This is a genomic window from Verrucomicrobiota bacterium, assembly GCA_038744685.1.
Taxonomy (GTDB): Bacteria; Verrucomicrobiota; Verrucomicrobiia; order Opitutales; family Puniceicoccaceae; genus Puniceicoccus.
The window spans coordinates 59,692-82,594 of record JBCDMB010000001.1; the positions used below are offsets into that span (position 1 = coordinate 59,692).

Annotated in this window: 14 protein-coding genes; 7 read left to right on the top strand and 7 right to left on the bottom strand. The window is 52.2% G+C overall.

Going from position 1 to position 22,903, the window contains the following annotated elements; genetic code table 11:
* The first annotated feature begins 1 nt into the window (after window position 1).
* Genes AAGJ81_00260 through AAGJ81_00285 form a run of 6 tightly spaced genes read left to right on the top strand, consistent with a single transcriptional unit; the run spans window position 2 to window position 10,334 of the window.
* Complete coding sequence (locus AAGJ81_00260) at window positions 2-1,648, top strand: sulfatase-like hydrolase/transferase (GenBank protein MEM0964566.1); 1,647 nt, start codon at window positions 2-4, stop codon at window positions 1,646-1,648.
* 18 nt (window positions 1,649-1,666) lie between these two features.
* Entirely contained in the window at window positions 1,667-3,403 is a 1,737-nt protein-coding gene (locus tag AAGJ81_00265) for a sulfatase-like hydrolase/transferase (GenBank protein MEM0964567.1), read from the top strand.
* A 60-nt stretch (window positions 3,404-3,463) separates the two neighbouring features.
* Entirely contained in the window at window positions 3,464-5,344 is a 1,881-nt protein-coding gene (locus tag AAGJ81_00270) for a sulfatase-like hydrolase/transferase (GenBank protein MEM0964568.1), read from the top strand.
* Between the two features lie 24 nt (window positions 5,345-5,368).
* Window positions 5,369-6,811 carry a sulfatase-like hydrolase/transferase gene (locus AAGJ81_00275; protein MEM0964569.1) on the top strand — a complete coding sequence of 481 codons (1,443 nt, stop codon included), beginning with the start codon at window positions 5,369-5,371 and terminating at the stop codon, window positions 6,809-6,811.
* Window positions 6,812-6,861: 50 nt separating this feature from the next.
* Window positions 6,862-8,067, top strand: a complete 1,206-nt coding sequence (locus AAGJ81_00280; GenBank protein MEM0964570.1) for a Gfo/Idh/MocA family oxidoreductase — start codon at window positions 6,862-6,864, stop codon at window positions 8,065-8,067.
* Between the two features lie 53 nt (window positions 8,068-8,120).
* Window positions 8,121-10,334, top strand: a complete 2,214-nt coding sequence (locus AAGJ81_00285) for a beta-galactosidase (GenBank protein ID MEM0964571.1) — start codon at window positions 8,121-8,123, stop codon at window positions 10,332-10,334.
* Here the strand turns inward: AAGJ81_00285 and AAGJ81_00290 are convergent.
* Window positions 10,310-11,104 (bottom strand): helix-turn-helix domain-containing protein, encoded by a 795-nt coding sequence (locus tag AAGJ81_00290; protein MEM0964572.1) that lies wholly within the window; start codon window positions 11,102-11,104, stop codon window positions 10,310-10,312. The two genes, AAGJ81_00285 and AAGJ81_00290, sit on opposite strands and share 25 nt — an antisense overlap.
* A 222-nt stretch (window positions 11,105-11,326) precedes the next feature.
* Here AAGJ81_00290 and AAGJ81_00295 point away from each other — a divergent pair, with 222 nt between their 5' ends.
* A complete protein-coding gene (locus AAGJ81_00295; GenBank protein MEM0964573.1) occupies window positions 11,327-12,661 on the top strand; it encodes a Gfo/Idh/MocA family oxidoreductase in 1,335 nt (444 codons plus the stop codon).
* 45 nt (window positions 12,662-12,706) lie between these two features.
* On the opposite strand, the gene AAGJ81_00300 is transcribed toward AAGJ81_00295, so the two are convergent.
* From AAGJ81_00300 to AAGJ81_00325, 6 genes are all read right to left on the bottom strand, one after another.
* Window positions 12,707-14,002: a hypothetical protein gene (locus AAGJ81_00300; GenBank protein MEM0964574.1), complete on the bottom strand. Its 1,296-nt coding sequence runs from the start codon at window positions 14,000-14,002 to the stop codon at window positions 12,707-12,709.
* Window positions 14,003-14,214: 212 nt separating this feature from the next.
* Window positions 14,215-16,485: a discoidin domain-containing protein gene (locus tag AAGJ81_00305; protein MEM0964575.1), complete on the bottom strand. Its 2,271-nt coding sequence runs from the start codon at window positions 16,483-16,485 to the stop codon at window positions 14,215-14,217.
* A 13-nt stretch (window positions 16,486-16,498) separates the two neighbouring features.
* Window positions 16,499-17,920 (bottom strand): DUF1501 domain-containing protein, encoded by a 1,422-nt coding sequence (locus AAGJ81_00310; GenBank protein MEM0964576.1) that lies wholly within the window; start codon window positions 17,918-17,920, stop codon window positions 16,499-16,501.
* A 2-nt stretch (window positions 17,921-17,922) separates the two neighbouring features.
* Entirely contained in the window at window positions 17,923-20,922 is a 3,000-nt protein-coding gene (locus AAGJ81_00315; GenBank protein ID MEM0964577.1) for a PSD1 and planctomycete cytochrome C domain-containing protein, read from the bottom strand.
* Between the two features lie 57 nt (window positions 20,923-20,979).
* A complete protein-coding gene (locus tag AAGJ81_00320) occupies window positions 20,980-22,317 on the bottom strand; it encodes a discoidin domain-containing protein (GenBank protein ID MEM0964578.1) in 1,338 nt (445 codons plus the stop codon).
* 12 nt (window positions 22,318-22,329) lie between these two features.
* A complete protein-coding gene (locus AAGJ81_00325; GenBank protein MEM0964579.1) occupies window positions 22,330-22,866 on the bottom strand; it encodes a sigma-70 family RNA polymerase sigma factor in 537 nt (178 codons plus the stop codon).
* Window positions 22,867-22,903 lie beyond the last annotated feature (37 nt).

Sequence of the window (22,903 nt, forward strand, 5' to 3'; positions counted from 1 at the left end):
GATGAAGAAATCAATTCTATGCCTATTCGCCGTTCTTCCGCTGGCTCTTGCCATCGGAGAGGAGCGGCGACCGAACGTGGTTGTAATCTACACCGATGACCAACCGATGGACTCTTTCGGCTTCATTCGAGGCAAGGCCCATACGCCGAACATTGATCAGCTGGCTGCGGATGGTGCCTACTTTTCCAGAGCTTACGCGACTAGCAGCGTGTGCTCCCCCAGTCGCTACACTGCATTGACAGGTCAGTATGCCAGCAGATGTCCGACGGTTCAATTCAGCCGAAGCACGAGCGAAGAGGGCGTGACGAAGGTCCTTTGGAATATGGGCTTCACGGAAGATCAATGGAATTTTCCAAGAGTCATGCAGGCCAATGGCTACAAGACCGGAATGGTTGGAAAATGGCATGTTGGATCGAGCGGAAAGCATGGTAGCCGCAAGCGTCTAGAGCCGCACCAGACCGACCCGCGTGATCCGGAGGTGAAAGCAGTGCTGCAGTACAACCAAGAGCACTACTGCCGGGATATTGCGGAGTTTGGTTTTGATTACGTCGGCGCTGCCTTTCATGGGAACCCGAATGACGATCCCAATCTCGTGCAGACGGGCACCAATGTTCATGTGCCAGAGTGGCAGACATACCACGCGCTCAAGTTTATTGAGGAAAACAAGGACGAGCCCTTTGTTTTGTATTATGCTTCGACGCTTTTGCACGTTCCTGATTGCACCGAAGATTTAAAAAAAGATCCGCGCCTGACGCCGCTTGGCTGGCTGGATGAGCCAATCGCTCCCGGAGTGCTGCCTCCCCGCGAAGACGTTCTACGGCGCGCACGGGAAGCGGGTGTGCCGGAAAGTGACAATGGAAAGCTGATCGCTGCGACCTGGCTGGATGACGTGGTCGGCGCAGTGAAGGATAAGCTCGAGGAGCTTGAGCTTGCCGACAACACGCTGATCATCTTTTTCAACGACAACAGCACGGACGATCAGGGTAAAGGCTCGTGCTATCAGGGTGGAGCCCATGTGCCGATGTTGGCCTACCTGCCTGGGGTGGTAGTGCCTGGCGAAAGGACTGAGCTTGTCGGAAACATTGATATCGCTCCGACCATTTTCGATTTTACAGGTGTTACCCCACCCAAGGATATGGTGATCGACGGGGCGAGCCTGATGCCTTTGCTATTGAACGAGGAGGTTGCTTGGCGCGACTCAATGTTTTTGGAAATCGGTATTACCCGAGCGGTAGTGAGCGATGACAATTTCAAGTATCTCGCATTCCGTGTTCCCGAGAGCTACACGAACCGACCGAAGGAAGAAATTCAGCAGGAACATCGCGAATCACTTGCGGCGATTCACAAGGCATTCCCCTGGACGAAGAAGTTGTGGCAGGAAGAGGAAAACCCTCGGTACATGCATATGGGAATGGCACCCGGTGGACACCACATGGAGCGCTTCCAATTGTATCTGAACAACCCGCCGTTCAAAGATCACTACTTTGACCCGGATCAGCTTTTTGATTTGAACCGTGATCCGCGAGAGACGACGAATCTCGCCAGCAACCCGGAGTATGCGGTCAAGCTTCGTAAGATGCAGGCAAAGTTGGGTGATCATCTGGCGGACGTTCCCGGCACTTTTGCAGAGCTAAAGCCGACCGAATAGGTCGTCGAACAGGATGTAATGAAACGCTTGATCTCGCTGCTGCTTTTAGCGGGCGCTAGCGGTGCAATCGGAGCGTCCAGTGAAAAGCCGAATGTCGTTCTAATTCTTCTGGATGACGTCAGCCATTATTCCGTCTCTGCATACGGCGCAGAGACAATTAGTTGTGATGATCCGCGGGGAACGTTTGAGAATGTGCCTTTTGAGACGCCTCGGATGGATAGTCTTGCGGAAGAAGGCGTTCGGTGCGAAAGGGCTTTTACTTATCCACTGTGCGAGCCAACGCGGATCGCTTTGATGAGCGGGAAGAATAATCGGCGGAATTTCCTCCAGCCCAAAGCGCAACATGCTTCTGATATCACTTTCGGAGATCTATTCAAGAGGGCTGGGTATACCACAGCTCTTGTTGGCAAGTGGAAGCAAACGCGGGGCACCGAAGAGATACCTGCAGAGGAGTATATCTACGAGTTTGGGTGGGATGAGTTCTTCGCGTTTGATGTGAATAACCAGGTGGGGAAACGCATGATTGAGCCCAACTTCGTGCTGAATGGAGAGATCAAGAATTACCGTGGGATCGACCCCGAAACGGGTCGGCGGTGGTATGGCCCGGAACTGATCAATCGTTACGCGCTCGATTTTATCGAACGAAATAAGGAAGAGCCGTTTTTTCTCTATTATTCAATGGTCTTGATGCATACGGAAAGGACCCCGACCCCGGACACGGAACCGCAATCCGTCTACGACGACTACGATATCCATAAGAAGGGGAACGGAAACAATGTCGGCGATGATCCAAGCTTCTATCCGGAGATGCTCCATTACGCGGATAAAATGGTCGGCAATCTTCTGGATAAACTCGAAGAGACTGGTCTCACCGAACGTACAATTGTGATTCTGATGGGGGATAACGGAACTCGTCCCGAGTACTTCTTTCATTGGTCGAACGGGAAAGTCAGGCAGGCCTTTAAAGGCAAGCATATCGAAGGGGGTATTCAGGTGCCGTTATTGATACGCGCTCCTGGGAAAATTCCTTCAGGTTCGGTTTATGACGGGATGGTTTACGTGACGGATATCCTGCCGATGCTCGGAGACGCGACAGGCATTGAGATTCCAAACGAAGAAGACCTTGATGGGGTTAGTTTCTGGACTCAACTTACCGGCACGGACGACACTGAACACCGCGATCATATCGTCACGTGGTATCGAAAGAATGGCGACTTTATCGAATATGCCTTCGATAAACGGTATAAACGTTATGCTCCGAATGAAGTGTATCCGGAGGGACGCTTTTTCGATTACGGCGAGGATCCTTTGGAGAAAGCAGGCGAACCCGTCAGGAAGAAGATCCCAAACCGATGGAACCGTTGGCGGTATGCGGGACTAGACTTGAATAATCTTACTCCTGAACACCAAAAAGCGTATGATCGTCTGGGGAAGGTGTTGGATGAGTTTACGTATATCCCTGTTGGAGATTTGCGCGTGATCAAGAGCGAGGCGCCCTTGCGGGTCGGACACACGCAACAGCTTCGTTGTGAGATTTATCCCTCCAACGCCACTCGTAACAATGTGATCTGGCAGAGTAGTCATCCCGAGATAGCCAGCATCGATAAATTCGGTATTCTGGAAGCGCATCAACCCGGTCAGACGACGATCAGTGCCTACTCTTGGGACGATGCAAATCCGGTAGCGAGTGGAGGTGGGTTTGAATTTGAAACGACGGGGATCCAAAGCTCGGTAGAGATTGGAATTGTTGAGTAGGACTTGCACATATTTACCAAATAATACATGAAATAGGACCAGGCCCCACGAAGTTACCCCATGAAGAACATTTATTTTTGCCTAGTTTCCGTTTTATCTGCCGCCTTTACCGGATTGGGAGATACCAAACCGAACATTCTTTGGATTACGACAGACGATCAGCGTCCGGACTCCCTGCAGTGTTTTAATCGTGCTGTCTACGGCACTGACGAGAGTCCTCTTGGCTACGTGGAATCGCCCGAGATTGATAAGCTGGCTGCGGAGGGAGTTCTCTTCACCCGCGCGATTGTCAATGCGCCTGCCTGCGGGCCATCGCGTGGCTCTATGCATAGCGGTCGGTACCCGTTTCGTAACGGACATTATGGTTTTGAAATGAGCCATCAGCAGGCGGACTTCGTGGAACCGATTGTCCACCAGTCGATTCGCGACTACGGCTACAGCACAGGAGCCTTTGGTAAGATGGATTCTTACATCTATACGGTTCCAAAAGAATTCAACACGGATGGCATGTTCGGCGCCAAGGTTCATTTCAAGCACGACTTACAGAGTAACGGGCTCGGTGATATTTACTCTCATGTGCACGGGGAGAACATTGACGGCGTGTGGACCGTTGTTGGAAACCGAGAGAAGGTGATGTATCCCGATGGAACGACGAGGATATACTTTACCAATCGCTGGGGCGAGGACCTCCGGCCAGAGGACATTGCTGAGATTGAGCAAACCAATCGAGAGTTCGATCTGCTTCGCGCCTACCCTAAAGGTTTCTACTCCAAGGCGCTGATCTACGGCGGGGAGAATCCTCAGGCCGAGGACGGAACGATCGATTTTCACATCGCCCGTGAATTTATGGACTATCTGGATAATGCCGATCAGACCTACACGACTGGTTGGGGGGCTGAGATGGAGGGTGTTCCCTCTGACAGGCCGACTATGATCGAGGTAGGCTTGCGTCTACCGCACACACCGGTGCTGCCACCAAAGTCCTATCGGGATCGTTTCGCGGAAAAAGTTTACAGAGTGCCTGAGTTCACCGACGAGGAGAAAGCGAAGCTGCCTCCGCAGTTAAAGGCCGTAACGCGGAACATGAAAGTCGTTGCAAACTCACCTGAAGAGATCTCCGCAGGGCTTGCCTACACGGAAGAGGAGATGCAGCAGGCGATTCAGGACTACTATGCCTTTTGTGCCTATGGAGACACCCTCATCGGTGCTATGGTTCAAAAGTTCAAAGAATACAGCGAAGAGAACGGACAGGATTACCTGATCATTTACACCGTTGGGGATCATGGGTGGCATCTTGGGGAGCAAGGTATAGCCACCAAGTTTACCCCGTGGCGTGAGTCGATCCACAATGCTGCAATTGTTGTTTCCTCGGATAAGGAGAAGTTCCCTCCGGGTATGGTTTACGATGGTCTCGTCGAGTACGTGGATTTCATGCCGACTATCCTCGCGGCCGGCGGGGCGGATATTCATGATCCGAAATACAGCTATCTTGATGGTCAGGACCTCGCTGAGGTCATCTCCGGAGAAGCTCCGAAGCGCGAATACGCTCTGGGCGAGATGAACCTGATTTACGGTCCGCGCGCCTATATGCGCTCCAAGGACTGGGGATTCTCCATGCGGACGCGGCCGTTCAACAATTGGGTCAAAAAGGATCAATTGGACAGCAATATAAATTGGGCTCTCGAAGTACCGGTTGAGAAGGCAGAGCTTGCGCTTTACGACCTGCGGGTTGACCCGCTTGAGCGAAATAACGTTGCTAATGATCCTGAGTATAAGGAGCTCGCCGCGTGGTTTCGCAATAAGCTCGGCAACATCGTGCTCGGTGACCGTCGAATCGAGGCGGACTGGGACTACGCCAATGAATACCGGCTCCACACTTTCGCCGAAGGCTCGGATGACAAGAAACTCGATATACCGCCAGCTCTGATTCCGAAGATCTAAAACGAAGAGACCAACTCTCCCGCAATGAATCTACTGTCAAACCGTATCCCACTTCCCTTGGTAACCATAGCGGGTTTAACCTTGTTGGTCGCTGGATTTTCTTCGTTCGGAGAAGAATCCAGTGAACGACCGAACATCGTTGTAATCATGGTTGATGACATGGGCTTTGCGGACATGGGCGCGAATGGGAGCACGGACATCCTCACCCCGAATCTGGATCGCTTTGCGAGAACCGGAATCAACTTTCAATCCGGTTACGTAACCCATTCCTTTTGCGGACCATCACGGGCAGGTTTCTTTTCCGGACGCTACCAACAGCGATTCGGACACGAGATGAATCCGGCCATGGATGTCTACAACCAGAATCTTGGTCTGGACCCGAACGAGAAAACTTTCGTGAAGCGTCTGCAAGAAGCGGGCTACTACACAGGAGGCATCGGTAAGTGGCATCTTGGTGGAAGCTCGGAGCATTACCCGCTGCATCGCGGCTTCGACTACTATTACGGATTTTTGGAAGGAGGTCACGACTACTTCGAAATCGATCTGTCGACTCGCGAGGGATACAAAAACGCCTTGATCCGTAACGACATGCCCGCGATTTTTGAAGGCTACCTGACCGATGCGCTCAGCGAGGATGCGGTGGAATTCATCAACCGGAATGCAAATACTGATGTGCCCTTTTTCCTCTACGTTGGATATAACGCGCCCCATGGACCGCTCCAGGCCACCAAGGAAGATCTCGCCAAACATGCGCACATCGAGGACAGCCAGCGGCGTATCTACGCAGCGATGGTCTATTCTATGGACCGGGGGGTGGGGCAGATATTAGACGCGCTTGAAGATAATGGTATCCGTGAGAACACTCTTGTGGTCTTCTTCAGCGACAACGGAGGTCCTCAGCCGGTGAGCTGGAGCGAATGGTTCGATAATGGTTCCGACAATGGCCCCTTGCGTGGCGGGAAATCGGATGTCTACGAAGGTGGTGAGCGTGTCGTGATGATGGCGAGTTGGCCGGGAACGCTTCGCGAGGACGTCACCTACTATCGTCCTGTAATTTCGCTCGATTGGGCACGGACAGCTGTTGATCTTGCAGGGGCGGATGCTGAGTTGGGAATGGGAATGGAAGGTGTCGACTTGATTCCCTTTTTAACCGGCGAAAAAAACGGGGATCCGCATCAGGCATTGTTTTGGCGCCAATGGAATGGCCGTGAGTGGGCTGTGCGTTCCGGCGATATGAAGTTGGTCGGCTCGTTTGATGATCCCAGCCGAATGGAACTCTTTGATCTGGCAAGTGACATCGGTGAGGAAGAAAATCTTGCGCAAACCCGGCCTGAAACTGTGGAGCGCCTGCGTAAGCTCTACAATCAATGGAATGCTGACAACATCCCATCGACCTTCCCAAACACTCCCGAGTATCTGAAACTTCGGGATGCTTTCCACATCGAGAGCACTGGTGGGTCAAAGTGAGTTCATTTCCCGGTTGAGTAGACCGTAGCCCGGTTTATCCACATTGAGTTATGAATGCATTGATCGTTGGAACGGGCGAATACAGCACTGGATATGTTGGCGGGGGAGCCAGCCAATCCGATAACGGGGCGGGGGTGGTTGCCTTGAGCCTATTTCATCAGCGTGCCTTGGGTAAGGTCGAGCGGGTTCTAATGGCTGGAACGAATGGATCAAAGTTTCCCGGTATTCGGGAGCACCTCGACCGAATTCTTGGACAGCGCTATCGGAACCTAAGCACCGAGTTCGAGAGTTTCCCAGCCGATGATTGCGAGCGGGATCCGAAAGCTTATCTCGGTGCAATGGATCAACTCTCTCCGGGTGACTGCGTTTTCATCTTCACGCCAGACGACCTGCACTTCGAAATTGGTAGGGCAGCAATTGAGCGCGGCCTGCATGCTCTCATCGCTAAACCTATCGTTCAGACTACGGCTGATCATAGACAATTGATCACGGCCGGTGATGCGAAGGGCGTCCTTGTAGTAATGGAGGTCCACAAGCGATGGGACCCGATCTACGTCGATGCCCGCGATAAAATCCGTGAGCTTGGCGATTTCAGTTTTTTCAACGCCTACATGAGTCAGCCCAAATCGCAGCTAGAGACCTTTCGCGCATGGGCCGGAAAGTCGAGCGACATCAGCTACTACCTAAATGCCCATCACATCGATTTCCACAATTGGGCGATCGGTCATCGCGCTAAGCCTGTGGCGGTCACTGCCCATGGAGCGACTGGTGTGGCGCACGGGAAATGTATTCAAACCGAGGATACAATCACACTGGCTACGACTTGGAAAAATATCGAGAGCGGCAATCTGGGAACCGCCTTGTATACGTCTTCCTGGATCGCGCCGAAGAGCGATGTTCACTCGCAGCAGCGCTTCCACTACATGGGGCACGAGGGAGAGATACAGGTCGATCAGGCACATCGCGGTTACCAAATGGCGACCGATGCCGATGGCTACAGTTCGCCGAATCCACTCTTCATGAAATACCGCCCCAGTGCCGATGGAGACTTCGTCGGACACACCGGCTATGGTTATCTCAGTATTGAAGCTTTCGTCGAGGCAGCGAGTTCAGTGAATGTCGGTGAAAGTAAGATCACTGACTGGGACAGCAGACTTGCAACTGCCCGCCAAACACTAGCCGTTACGGCAATCCTCGAGGCTGGCCGCCGCAGCCTGGATTCGGGTAGCGCAATTGTCCGAATCGAGGATTCATGAAAGCTTACTGAAGTGCCCTTTAGCAAATTCTAGTGCTCTAGGCCCCTGTTCGAATGTTTGTCCCACTACTCATTACCCTCCGAATCATTCTCGCGATGGTTCCACTGGCAGCTTTTTCGCTGCATGCATCGACTGTATCGCTTTTTGATTTCGAGGACGCGAAAATACCTTCGGACGCCGAAGTTCAGGGCGTCGAGTTGGAGTTGACAAGAGGGCAGGGCGTCTCGTTGGGAAAGCAGGCTCTCCTGGTGAACTACCCCAATGAATCACTTTTCAAGAAGGTCTTTTTTGAAACGGAGGAATCTTGGGGTGTGGAGGCATTCGACGCCAGTTCGCTCGCGCTCGAGATCACCAACCTATCGGAAGACTCGACCCAGTTGTGGATCACTTTGCAGGACGCGAGCCAGAGCGTGACCGGACACATCAATATCGCAGCAGGCTCGGGTGGGACCTACTACATCGATCTGGATGGCCCGATCCAGAAACTCAACCTTGGGATGACGGGTTGGCCACCCCGTCAGGCACCAGAGGTTGGCGAGAACGCGATTCCGTTCCAATATGCATGGGGTGCACGGCAGATAGACGTGAGCACGCTCCAACACATTGGTCTTTACATGAAGGGCAATCTGACGGAGCGGACGCTCGTCATCGACAACATCCGAATTGTTCCGAACGACAATGGCGACACGGCGGTGTTGAAGGGGTTGGTGAACAAGTATGGTAAGGCCTCACGTCTAAACTGGCCGACTAAGGTTCACTCCGATGAAGACCTGTTGGCTTACGGAGAAGTGGAGGGGAAAGAATTGGCACAGCCTCGGGCATTCGAGGGGCGTTCCCAGTTTGGTGGCTGGGCTGATGGCCCGCGTCTTGAAGCAACCGGTTACTTCCGGGTGGAGAAACACGACGGCAAATGGACGCTTATCGATCCAGAGGGTTACTTGTTCTTCGCAGTAGGGATCGCGAATACGCGTTTCTCCAACACCTACACAGTCACAGGAGTCGACTATGAGTCCCCCCAGGAAAGGAAAGACGAGTTCATCGCCTCAGATCTACGGCGTGAGCTATTCGAATGGCTTCCGGCGAAAGACGATCCACTTGCCGACCATTATTCCTATGCGGGTTCGATTCATACCGGAGCTCTTGAGAGGGGACAGACCTTTAGCTTCTATACCGCGAATCTGGAGCGGAAATATGGTGACGATTACGTAGAGAAATGGGTCGACGTCACGCTGAGTCGGATGCAGAGCTGGGGCTTCACCTGTCTGGGAAATTGGATTGATGACCGGTTTATCGGAAACGGCCGAGTGCCCTATTTTGCCCACGTTTGGATTCGTGGAAATCACAAACGAGTCTCGACGGGCAACGACTACTGGGGCCCTATTCATGATCCTTTTGACCCAGAGTTCGTGGAGAGCGTGAGGGAATCCGTCACCGCGGTGACGGATAAGGTGAAGAACGATCCCTGGTGTATCGGTGTCTTCGCGGATAACGAGATTAGCTGGGGCAATCTCTACGGAGACCTCAACCGGTTTGGCATCGTCATCAACACACTAGGACGACCGGTTTCGGAGTCGCCAGCCAAGATGGCATTCGTCGAAATCTTGCGAGCGAAATATGGGTCTATTGATTCATTGAATGATGCGTGGCAGGCGGACGTGGGGAGTTGGGAGTCGTTTGAGGACGGCTTCTCGCATGAGGGGGCGCTCGAAGGCTCGCGGCTAGAGGATTTTAGTATGCTTTCCGAAGATCTGGCATCTCAGTATTTCAAGACCGTGCGCGCCGCCGTGAAGGCCGAGATGCCGAATCATCTCTATCTCGGAGCCCGCTTTGCGGACTGGGGGATGACACCGGAGGCGGTTCAGGCAGCGGCAAGACATACGGATATCGTGAGCTACAACATGTATACGGAAGGACTTCCCGGGCATTTCGAAGAGTGGCTCGCGGAGTTGGATCGCCCAAGCATTCTCGGAGAGTTTCATTTTGGCTCGATCGATCGGGGTATGTTTCACGGAGGGATTTGCACGGCGGCGAACCAAGTCGAACGCGGAGTGAAGTATACCAATTACGTGCGGTCGGTTTTGGAGAGTCCCTATTTCGTAGGTACACATTGGTTTCAGTACGTTGATTCACCGACGACCGGTCGCGCCATCGATGGCGAGAATTACAACAGCGGTTTTGTCAGTGTAACCGACACTCCCTATCCCGATTTGATAAACGCTGCCCGCGAGCTCCACGAGGAGCTTTATGAAATTCGGTTTGGCAATTGAATTTCGGTTCTTCTCGAGTGCCCGACAGTACTACCGAGGCTTTTTCGAAAGGCTTTTGGTGTGCAGCCGTGCTGGGCTTTGAATCGACGGGAAAAGTAGTTTGGGTCTTTGTAGCCGCAGGCCCATGCAACTTCGGATATTGCAAGGCGATCCTGAGAGAGTAGGCGGCGGGCCTGAGCCATTCGGAGATTGGTGAGGTATTGGATCGCGGTTTGGCCTACTTCTGCCGAAAAGCGTGCCGAAAGGCTGTCGGCGTTGCAGCGGAGCCGTTTTGCTGCCTCCTGGAGTGTCAGGTTCTCTGAGCGCATTTCAGCAAAGAAGAGGTCCATGCACTGCGTTACCAATGGCGAGTACTCGCTATCTGATTCAGACGTATCCTGCTCGATAATATCCAGAACGAGGCCGAGATAGGAGCAAAGTAAATGCTGCTCAAGGTCGCGATTTCCGCGATGCGCGCATGCCCCTTGTGTGAGTAGCTCGGCTAGGAGTTCCGAATTTCCGCAGGTGTAGGATTTTAATGGATAGCCCCAGGGTCGGGCTCCGTCAGAGCCTTCCATTTTAAGTGCGACAAAGCGCTCAGTGTGGTGAACGATCACGAAGGCGGAGAAGTGGTTGCCGCGGACGACTTCTTGGTGAGGGGTAGCTGCAGGCATGATGCAGAGTTCGCCCGGGCCCAAGTTAAATCTATCATCCCCGCAGGTGAAGCAGTTGTAGCCCACCTGCTGGAAAAAGATTTCAGAAAAGGGATGGTAGGGTGCATCAGTCACCATACTGAGCCTCTTTTGCTGCATCGGGGCATGAATGGGTGGCAGTTGCTTATTTCGGGTCAACTGCCTGAGAATACCCTTCAACTGATTTAAAGCTGAATCTGAGCGCTCTTTTTCAGTCGTCCTCACTTATATAAGAAATGTGCTATTTTGAAGAAATTATTCAGCTTAAAAACCTTGGTGCTGTTACGTCGTTTAGTATTCTCCGAGTCGAAATAACTTACGATGAGCTTTTCCAGGCGCGATTTTCTTATAGCGGGGGGCCTTGCCTCGATCGGCGCCTTCGCAATCGGTAAACCCGGTGGCTCGGCCAATTCAAAGTTGAACATCGCTTTGATCGGAATTGGTGGCGTTGCCAAGTGGACAAATCCGTGGGCGAGAGAACACAATGTTGTTGCGCTGTGTGATGTCGATCTCGAGAGAGCTGCTCCTGAGCGTAAACTCTTTCCAAGCAGTGTGCCTTTCTTTCTCGACTTTCGTGTATTGCTCGACAAAATGCATAAGGAAGTCGATGGCGTCGTTATCACGTCTCCGGATCACACGCATTTCCCGGCTTCGATGGCGGCGATGGAGCGCGGCATTCACGTGTTCGTGCAGAAACCGGCAACTCACGATATCTGGCAATGCCGCACCCTCCATAAGGCTGCGATGCACTATGGTGTGGTCACACAGATGGGGAACCAAGGCCGTGTGACGGAGGGAATTCGCCTTGCAAAGGAATGGTATGACGCGGGAGTCCTGGGCGAGGTTGAGGAGGTGATCGCATGGACGAATCGCAAGTCGAGCGCGATCTATCATTCCGATCCGATTCACCGGGTTGCTACGGAAACGATACCGGACTCGCTGGACTGGGACCTGTGGTTGGGGCCGGCTGATTTCCGGCACTACTCACGATACTATGCTCCCGGAAACTGGCGGTGGCACTTTCATTTTGGTTCCGGTGCTCTTGGCGACATCGGGTGTCATACCCTGGATACAGCTATCTACGGGTTGGGGCTTGGGATGCCCACGAAAATTGATGTCGATTTCCAGGGTGGTAGCGAAAAGCCAAGTTCATTGGTCACTTATCATTTTCCAGCGCGCGGTGAAAAGCCTCCGGTTAAAGTGAAATGGTATGAAGGGCTTTCGAAGCCGCCGGTTGATTACCTGCCGGAACCGAAGCCGGGTAAAGAAAGCGACGGCGGGCTGCTCATGCTTGGATCGAAGCAGAAGTTCTACCATTTTGATATGCGACCCAACAATGTGAAGTTGTTGATGTCTCGGGAAGAGTGGCGAGAGTTCCGTAAGACGTTGCCGGAACGGACGATCCCCCGGGTTAAGGGTTCGATCCACGGGGATTGGGGCCGTGGAATCACTGACGGTATCACTCCGTGTTCGAATTTTGAGGAGTCTACCGTGCTAACGGAGATGATACTCCTCGGGGTTGTTGCCCAGCGCGCAGGTCACAGCATCGGCTGGGACGTTGAGAACATGCGCGTGCCGGGCCATCCCGAGCTGGATTCAATCATCAAGCAGCCGGTTCGTAGGGGCTGGAGCTACGGTGAGCGCCTCTGGACCTGAGGCTGGGTTGGCGGACTCTGGCTCCTTTCGGTTTCCCTCTCGAAGCTAGTTCGACTCAGATTTCTTCAGTAGACTAAACTCATGCAAGCTAAACGAATAGGCACTGCCGGCAGGGACAGTCTCTTTGACATAGTCGGGATTGTTACGGTTGTTGCCGTTCATGTAGTTGGCAGAGTAGGAGAGCCACATCGTCATTCCGTCATCTGAAGTAAATTTGCTTGGGATGTTCAGAAAGTATGCTTGAGGGCCGAAATCACTCATGTAAGCAACGATGGACCAAGGGCCTGTTAAACTGTCAGACTCCAAGACATAACTGTCATATTCTCTTCGACTGGTTGTAACCATGTGTCCGTCGGTGATGCACATGAAGTATTTCCTGAGACTTGGATTATAAGTCATGGTGACGATGCCGCAGTGGTTGTTCCATTCAAAGATCGGTTTGATCTTTTTGAAGTCTTTCGTCCAGATGGCGATTCCATCGGAGTCGTGGCCTGCGAAGAACTCATACTTGGAAGCATCATTCATGTTTTCAATCGAGGGGAGGACACGGGTCATATAGACCGCATCGCCGGTTACCCAGGAATTGTTGGCTTTGCGCGGACTTGCGTCAGGGAACTCTGAACCATGCCCGACCAGATACGCTTTGCCGTCAGGCGAGTGCTCCATGTTCTGGCCAAAATCGACGAAGTGCGGTGCCCCCATTTTGACGAAAGGACCTTCCTTCCCGAGCTCTAGATCCAACTCACTGCGTTTCGGCTCGGCGAACAGTCCTGCGTCCGTTGTATGTGGAGATAGATTCCAGGTCTTTCCGTTGTCCTCAGACCAGTGGAATCCTGCGAAATGGCCAAGCACATACCAGCCGTAGTCCTTCTTGATCTCCTCGTTCACCTGATCGATTCCGTAAGAACCGTAATACCAAACGCCGTCGTAATGGAGGCTACCGCACGGATACCTTCCTTGAAATGGTAAAGCGGATACGGTCAAAATTCCTACATCTGTGATCGTGAGATTGAGCGGGTCATCGCCTTCGATAGTTGCATAGCCGGTCTTTGCATCTTTTCCATCTCCGGACCAAACAAACTTCATATCCGGTCCAATGGTTCCGTCGGTCCAAGGCGAATACAGTTTGCCATCTGCAGCCCACGTTGGATACCAAGTATCAGCCCTCGTGTAGTTGGCGTATCGCCCCGTAAATTCAACGCCTCTGAACTCAGCTGAAGGAGCTGGTGGAGCAGTATATTGGACGGAATCACCCTTACCATGGAATAGCCAAGGAGTAGTTGCTAAAGAGTGATGATTTAGGACGCCCAAAAAGGTGAACAGTATTAGTTTATTAGGCATACCACCTTTGAAATTTAATTTCACGAGTGAATCTAGTCTAAAGGGAACGATACACAGATATACCAACTGTAGGCCTCGTATGAGGGCCGCCATGTTCCATTAGAGTAACGATTCTCCGTGTGAATCGGAGGTCAAAATCTCATTCGCAATTGGAATACCTGACGTTTTCGCGTTCTGAAGTTCGAGATACTCCACTTGTGAGAGCCGTTATCCTATTCGACCCGTGCCAGTTTAGTCAGACGACCCGTTTGGCTCAAGTCTTGGACGTTCAGATTGGCGTCCGCACTATTCGCCCAGTCCGGATCGGATCGGTAATGAAAATTCCCGTATCCAGTTACATGACTTTGCCCGGGTGCAGGCGACGTTTCATCGTGAACGTGGCCTTGGTCATGACCGTGATCACCATCTGGCTTTGCAATTTTCGCAGTTGGGTCGTAGTAGATACGCACCTCGTTGAGACCTCCGCTACCATCGTGCCTGCCATCAACCGGTTTGTGATTGGTAGTTGCATGAATGCGAATGTAGCGTGCTTTCGTGGGTGGAAACTTGAATGATTCGAAGCGGTAACTCGCTGGTTCCATCTCTTCGATACGTTGCAAGGTTCCTTTGAGCACTGGAGCGAATTCACTGCCGTCCGAAGACACTTCGATGACAAAGTCCTTAATACCGCGATCAAAATACTGCCGGTTTCGGGTGTTTTGTAAATCTATTCTGGAGACAGTGTAAGTTTGCTCCAAATCGATCGTCACCTGACCACTATCGCCTGTCTCGGCAATCCAGAAAGACCAGTCGTGCAGTGATCCGGTATCAGCGAGACGACCGTCTGTGATGTTCTCCGGTTCGAAAACCTGACCGTTTCGAGGCGAGTTGTAATAGCTCGATGCTGTGACGGGCTTGCCGAATGCGAGGTTGATAAGGTCGCCCGAACCCGCTGCCCGTACCATCACTGGCTGCTTCTTCTCCGATTCTTCGACTGACGCGGCTTCGAATGAATCCACTTCGTTTATTTCGATAAAATCATCGGCCACGATTTCGGTTACCGGTAGTGCGTTACGAAGCCTTTCGACCTGATTGGAACTGAGCCCGGTTTGAGTAACATACAGCTTATCGACCTGATTGAGCTGAATTAGTTGGGACACTTCCTCCTCAGTGAGCGGCGTGTTGAACAGATTCAAACTTTCCAATTCTGGAAGTTCTGCTATCCCTGCGAGTAATTGTGCGTCTACCGTAGTACCTGAAAGGTTGAGGCGTTCAAGGTGCGGGGTCTCTTTGGTGAGTTTTTGTAAAGCGTTCGACGTCACCGCCGTGTTGGATAGATCCACGTCGATAAGGTAAGGCCCGGCCTTGATGAGTTCTTTGACAGCCTCGTCTGTGAATTGCTCGCGTGCGTTCACCGCAGAAAAGATCAGTTGCCTACCTTCCGGTCCGACGCGCATGACACTTTTCTCGGCGTATCGCTCGATATCTGCGATCAGTCTCACGAAATCAACGATGGGAAGTGCTGGAAGCTGCTCGGCTGCGACTTCGACAACCTTGTGAATGTTCTCGATTTTCATGTAGCTGAGTGCCCATTCAAAAAGAGCCTTGGGCAAGGCTTGGTCACTCAGGTATTGGTCGGGGGATGCACCTGCGAGGATCCATTGGTCGATGAACTCCAATTCCGTCTCGGTAAGTTGTGGTTTTCCTTCCGGTGGCATGCGAAGATCGTCGTCGATCGGGAGGTGGGCGTAGGTGGAGATCCTACTTGCTTCAAGATCACCCGGGACGAGTGCATTACCATTTCTTCCGCCCGCCAGCAGCGCCTCGTAGCTATCCATGAGAAGGCCGCCTCGCTTTTTCTTTCCAGTCGAGTGGCAGTCGTAGCACTTTGCTTGAAAAATTCTGTCAACGACTTCGAAGCTCGTGAGCTCCGCGACGGGTTTTACGTCCTCAATCCGCACCTCTTCAGCAAAGAGAGGCTCCAGTGGGTCTCCATGGGTGATCAAACCGCCCCGGTGTGCTGCTGCCCACAGAACGATAACACTCGCGAACAAAATGGTGCGGTAGATCGCGGATTGCGTCTTAAAAATGATCGCACCGCAAAACGTAATGATCGCCGCGACCGCGAAGCCGATGCCCCAGTTGAGGTGCTGGTCGATGAGCTCGCCACTGTAGTCTCCCTGCAGATACAACAGAAGGCCGGCAACGGCCGCGAACACGGCAAAGACAGTTCCGAAAGCGAGTATGGGCAAGCTGCCGGGTATTATGAGGCGCTTCGTTAGCCGGCCCGCTAGTAGGTTCCATGCCTCGGCAAACGCGAGGTAAACGAAAATACCGATGGGCAGGTGAAGGAGGAGCGGATGTAAGTTTCCACCGACCTCTAGGAAGGGCGGAAGCTCATTCAGATGCGTCGATTTCGTCCAGATCGCAGCGATCAGAAGCAACAGGACGACGAGGGCACTCAGCACGAGGACTGAGTATTTCCATCGATTCTTCTTTAGCATGCTGAGGGTTCCTCTACGCGAGGATTCCCTTGATCAGTTTTCCGTGCACGTCGGTAAGCCGGAAGTCGCGGCCTTGGAAACGGAAGGTGTGACGGGTGTGATCAATGCCCAAGAGGTGGAGCATTGTCATATGAAGGTCGTGGATGGATGTCTTGTTTTCAACCGCATTGAACCCAAGTTCGTCAGTTGATCCGTAAACTGTGCCGCCTTTGATGCCGCCACCTGCAAAGAATACGGAAAAGCCCTTGATGTGGTGGTCGCGGCCAGTACCCTGGGCCATTGGCGTCCGGCCGAACTCACCACCCCAGATGACGAGGGTATCTTCAAGCATGCCTCGCATCTTGAGGTCTTTGATCAAAGCCGCGGTTCCTTGGTCGACATGCTTTGCGGCTACTGGAAAGTTATTAGCCAGTTCTCCGTGGTGATCCCAGCCACGGTGGTAGAGTTGGATGAATCGAACACCTCGCTCCGCAAGTCGGCGGGCCATCAGGCAGTTGGAAGCGAAGGTTCCGTCGCCCGGTGTGCAACCGTATAGGTCCATCACATGTTTGGGCTCCTTGCTGAAATCGGTGAGGTCGGGAACAGATGACTGCATCTTGAAGGCGAGTTCATATTGAGCAATACGAGCGGCGATCTCCTGATCGTGGCTCGCCTCGAGCTGCATATGGTTCAACCCATTAATGGTCTTAATGAGGTCTCCCTGAGCGTTGCGATCCACCCCCTTTGGATTTTTCACGTAATAAACCGGATCACCCTTGGATTGGAGTTGGACCCCTTGAAACTTACTGGGTAGAAAACCATTGTGCCACTGCTTCGATGAAATCGGCTGCGCCTGTCCGCCGCCCTCGCTGGTCAATACGACATAACCGGGAAGATTAGCGGAGGTGCTGCCGAGGCCATAGAGTGTCCAAGAGCCCATGCAGGGGCGTCCTGGGATGATCGAGCCGGTATTAAAGAAAGTGTGTGCCGGGTCATGGTTGATTTGTTCGGTATACATGGAGCGAACGACTGCGATCTCGTCGGCGATGCTTGCGATATGCGGAAACTGGTTGTTGATCATCATTCCGCTCTCTCCGTGTTGGCGGAAACCAAACTGAGGCCCCATGACATTCAGTGCTTTACCTTGTAACTGAGCGAGTTGTTCACCTTTGGTGAAAGACTCAGGCATCGCTTTTCCATTCAACTTCTCGAGTGCCGGCTTGTAGTCGAACGTTTCCAAATGGGAGGGTCCGCCTGCCATGCAAAGATGAATGACTCGTTTTACCTTTGGTTTTAGGTGAGTGCCGTTTGCGAAGGTGCCTTTCCAAATATTCTGTCCGGAGCTATTAGCGAGTAGGTCTCCTACTGCAAAGACTCCAAGGCAGGTGAGTGACTTCTTCAGGAAGGTGCGACGACTGGAGTAGTCTTTGAGTTTCTCGATGTGTGAACTTTCCATGATTAGTAGCGGGTAATGGTTTCGTGAAGATTGAGGAGTGCGCGAGTCAGGCCAGTCCATGCGGCGAGCTCAGTCGTCTCTACCTGGTTTGAAGATGTAAAGTTTGCAGATGCGACGAGAGCGCTGGCTTCTTCCGGACTTTCCGAAAACCGGCTACGCTCTCGGTCGAGAAACTCCATGAGGATGTCCTGCTCCCGTGTTTTAGGGTCGCGGGTGAGCACACGCCGGTAGGCATATTCGAGGCGTGAGAGGTCGTCGCCCGGATGATCCAAGAGGATTGCGTGAGAAAGTGCGATGGCCGCTTCGACGAAGCTTGGGTCGTTCAGCTTGTTGAGGGCTTGAAGTGGTGTGTTCGATATGGGACGTGCGACCGCGCATTCGTCGCGACTTGGTGCGTCGAAGGCGATGAGCATTGGATGTAGGAAGGTGCGTTGCCAATGCATGTAGAGTCCGCGGCGATACTGATCTTCGCCTGTGCTGGTCTCGTAAGTGCGCTTTGGAAAATTGAGGTGTTGGTAGTATCCATCCGGTTGATACGGTTTGGCACTAGATCCGCCGATTCGGCGAACGAGCAGGTCCGATATGGCAAGTGCGTTGTCGCGAATATTCTCAGCCCGAAGCCGCCGTGGGCTTTGCCGTGCGATGAGTCGGTTATAGGGATCCAATTCGTCAAGCTCGGGAGTCGATCTGCTGCTTTGGCGGTAGGCTTCCGACATGAGAATCGATTTAACGAGCTGTTTCACGTCCCATCCGGACTCCATAAAATCGGAAGCGAGGAGCTCTAAAAGTTCCGGGTATACTGGATACTCGCCTTGCAAGCCAAGGTCCTCTGGAGCACTGGATATAGGGGTGCCGAAAAAGTGTCCCCAGACTCGATTTACATAGGTGCGGGCGGTAAGAGGATTGTCTCGATGCACGATCCATTCGGCAAGATCGAGTCTTGAGAGTCGCTCTCCCGGATCTGAAGCAATGGCAAAGTCGAGGAACTCGGGCGTCGCCGGAAGAACGACTGCGCCACTTTCATCTGTCCAGTCGCCCCTGGGAAGCACTCTAACCTCTCTCGGCTTGGCGCTGATCGTCGCTGGGGTATTCCGGGTGCCGTTGAGGTAATCGTTCATCGCGCGATAAGAGTTGCGCAATTCGATTTGGTCGGGGCTGGCGGCATGCGCTTCGTAATAGATCACTCGAAGCCGTTCTAAATCGGCGTCGATGGCTTCGTTTGTCAGATACTTTTCGAGTAGTGTAACCCCTTCCTTTTTAAGGTCTCCAATGGGGACTTTTTGGCGCTTGGTTTTGAGTCGAAAGTTGCGCACATCAACTGCGTTGCCATCGATTGTGGTCTCACTTGAGACGAAGCTTATCGATTTCGGTGATTTTCCTCGATGGGTTTTAAGTGAGTCCGGGTAGATGTAGAGCTCGGTCCATGTATCGGCCTTCGGAAGGTCCGACCGGTTTATTAGTTTTCGATGCGGCTTCTTTTCGTTCACCCCATTGCCCCAATAAACAAGATACTCGGTATCTTCGAAGCTGTAGAGTATCCCGAATCCATGCTTTTCGCCTTCCGCGATTTCATTTAGCCGAACCTCAAATTGGTAGCGGTAGCCGTTCTCGACTTTTAGAGGGGCACCAATGAAGGAGACCGCAGAATCGTTCGTCAAATCCGTCAAATAGTAGTCGGCCGGTATGCCGGCAGCGGCGGCTTTTCGTTTCTCAGTCAGCCAGTTTTCGAATTCTCTCGCAGCAGTGTCAGTTCCGGAACGAAGAGAATTCAGCCGCCTTTGGTTCTCGGCTTCGTAATGCTCAGGATTCTGCAGGAAGGTTCGATTCGGCACACGCATCGTAGGCCCGAAACGTCTCTGCTCAAAGATTTCGGGTGGTGCCAGATATTCGCTCACGTCTTTCTCCTGGTAGCTACCATCTCCTGTGTTCGCTCCTTTTTCCAATATATCGGCAAAGAAGGCGCCGAATGAATAGAAGTCTTTTGCCGTGAAGGGATCGTATTTGTGGTCGTGGCATTCGGCACACGCCAAAGTCGATCCCAACAGAGCCGTTGAAGTCGTGCGGATGCGTTCGGCCTGATACTTCTTAATGTATTCCTTGTCCTGAATGCCGCCCTCGCTACTGATTTGATTGAGGCGGTTAAAACTCGCGGCTACGCGTTGCTGGATCGTCGCATTGGGAAGGAGATCCCCAGCTAACTGTTCGGTGACGAATTCGTCATAGGGCTTGTTAGTGTTGAAGGCATTGATCACGTAGTCGCGAAACGGTGAGGCATCCCGTGATTGGTCGCCGTGGTAGCCGACTGTATCGGCAAAACGCACCGCATCGAGCCAATCGATCGCCATGTTCTCGCCGAAGTGAGGCGAGGCGAGTAACTCATCGACTAGTGCCTCGTATGCGTTTGGTGACTGGTTGCCTAGAAACTTATTAGCCTCTTCAGGGGTTGGAGGTAACCCGATCGTGTCCAAGTAGACACGTCGAACGAGAGTTTCGGCCGGAGCTTCCTTCGAAAATCCGAGTCCCCGCCTTTTAAGTCCGCTCTTCAAAATCGCATCGATACTGTCGAGCTCAGGTCTTTCAACACGCTTATAGGACCAATGGATTTCGTATTCTGCGCCTTGGTCTATCCAAGCGGCAAGGGTGCGGATTTGCTCCTCTGAAAGTGGCTTGTGAACCTCAGGTGGAGGCATGATATCGAACTCATCATCCGTTGAGACTCGCTCAATTGCCAGACTCGCGCCCGCGTTGCCCGGTACAATGGCCCCTGATTCAATAGCGAGTTCACGAATATCGAGGCGCAGATCTGCCTTGTTGTTCTCTACATCGGGTCCATGGCAGAAGTAGCAGTGGTTCGAGAGGATAGGACGAACATCCCTATTGAAATCAATTTTCTCAGGGTCCGCTGCGGCACCGACAAAAGTCCAGATCGTCGAGCTTAGAGCCGTTAGCGACGCGTAAACCAGTACTCTGGGCGAGGTGAGCGCGCCTTTTAGGGGTGACATGCTTATTCATACCAAAAGCGATGCTTATGTGACAGGATTTCGGCAATTTACTGGAAACTACTCGAAGACCCTGACTTCGTTGAGGCCTGCTCCTCCCATGTGGTTGTCGTTGTAGGCTGGGTAGTAGCTGAGTCCTCTGATTCTGACATAGCGAGCCGGTGTGCTCTCAAACTCGAACGATTCAAATTTGTAATAACTCAAATCATGCCATTCGATCTGGTCCAGTGTGCCCTTTTTGACCTGTAGGAAGTCCTCTCCATCGATCGATGTTTCGATGACAAAATCTTTCATTCCCCGATTAAAATACTGGCGATTGCGAGTGTTTTGAATCTCGACCCGGGATATGTCGTAACTGTCGAGAAGGTCGATTGTCGCGATTCCCGTATCACCATCGTTTGCTAACCAGAAAGCCCAATCCCAAGGTGAACCTGAGTCTGCAAACCGATTGTCCGTCAATCCGTCCGGGCCGAATACAGAACCAATTTTTGGGTTGTTATAATAGCTCGAAACCGTTGCAGGTTTTCCGAGAGCCAGGTTCTCGTTTCGCTTTAGATGCCCTTCGTCGTCGGCAAGGTTGAATAATCCAGAGACCCTTACCGATTCTCCATCGATCTCCGAAACCATGTCTTTAGCTTGGCTGTTTCCGAGGATCGCAAAGGCGTTTCCCTCAGTCACGCTTACGGGTGATCTCATTTCACTTTTGTAAACTACTTCTCCCTCATAGACTTCAGCCATCACCATAGAGTCCGTAACTCCGTTCCCGATTTTGACACCGAATTTGGTGCCCATGTCCACCAATTCCCCAAGGGGGGTGATGACCTTGAAGGTCCCCGGATCCCCTTGATGATCCACTGTGATCGTTCCGGATGAAACCTTGATGGATCCATTGTCTTGGATCTGATAGAAGGCCGGGCCTTCGATAATTGTCTTCGTATTGCTTGGGAATTGAAGGGCGACCGCGCCACTCATGAGTAGCGTCATTTGAGTGTTTGCCCGATCTCCAACTTCAATACTCGGACCTCGGATATCCGCATCGCGGATTGCGATATACACAACCTCCAGTTCGGGGTCCTTCTTGACGAGTGAAAAGATAAACAAGCCAAAGCACATCATGGCGGCGATGCCTGCGAACCAGGTGAGGCTTCGTTCTTTGCGAACGCCTTGAGTAGGCGACGTCCGTTGTGCAAAAACCGGGGCAATAGTTTTAGTATTCCGATCCGGGTACTTTGCATGGTTGCTGAGGCTTAAGTGAACCTCAACTAGATGTTGATAGAGATCTCGATAGTCGGCGTTCTTCTCGAGCAGTTTCTCGAGCTCGGCGAACTCGCTTTCGGAAATCTCCTCGTCGAGATACTTCCAGACTAGGTTCTCAAAATGGGAGGATTGTTTGCTCATCGACTGTTCGGGTTACGTAGTTTGTAAGCGACTTTGGATACAAATTGAGAGCTTTGATCGAAGACGTCGGAGATTCTGGGATAGCGTGTTGGGGTTCAGTCCTATTTGTTTGGCGATTTCTTCAACACTATATTTTCCAGCGTAACGTTGTATGAGTGCGTTTCGTTTATCGGTGTCCATTTTTTCAAGGCAGTGGTTGAGCGCTTCCTGGAGTTGCGCCTCTGAGGTGAAGTTTGGTTCGTTGAGTGCCAACTGATCTATGAGCTCGTCACTGAACGTCAGTCGTTTCCTTTCACGCGACTGATCCCGGAAATGTGCTTTCGTTTGAAAGTAGGCGACACGGAAAGCCCACTTGAGAAAAAGGGTATTTGGATCCCAATCCATGCGCTTCTTCCAAAGTATGACGTTTGTTTCCTGTAGAACGTCTTGGGCAGCGTGATGATTACCGACCAACTTGAGAATGTAGGCGCGCAGAGGAGTCTGTGCGTCCGAAATCTCAGCGACAAAGGCTTCATCTAGAAAATCGGCTGATTTTTGATTGAACTCCACCTTCGAGAATACCGGATCTGCAGGATTTATGACAAGG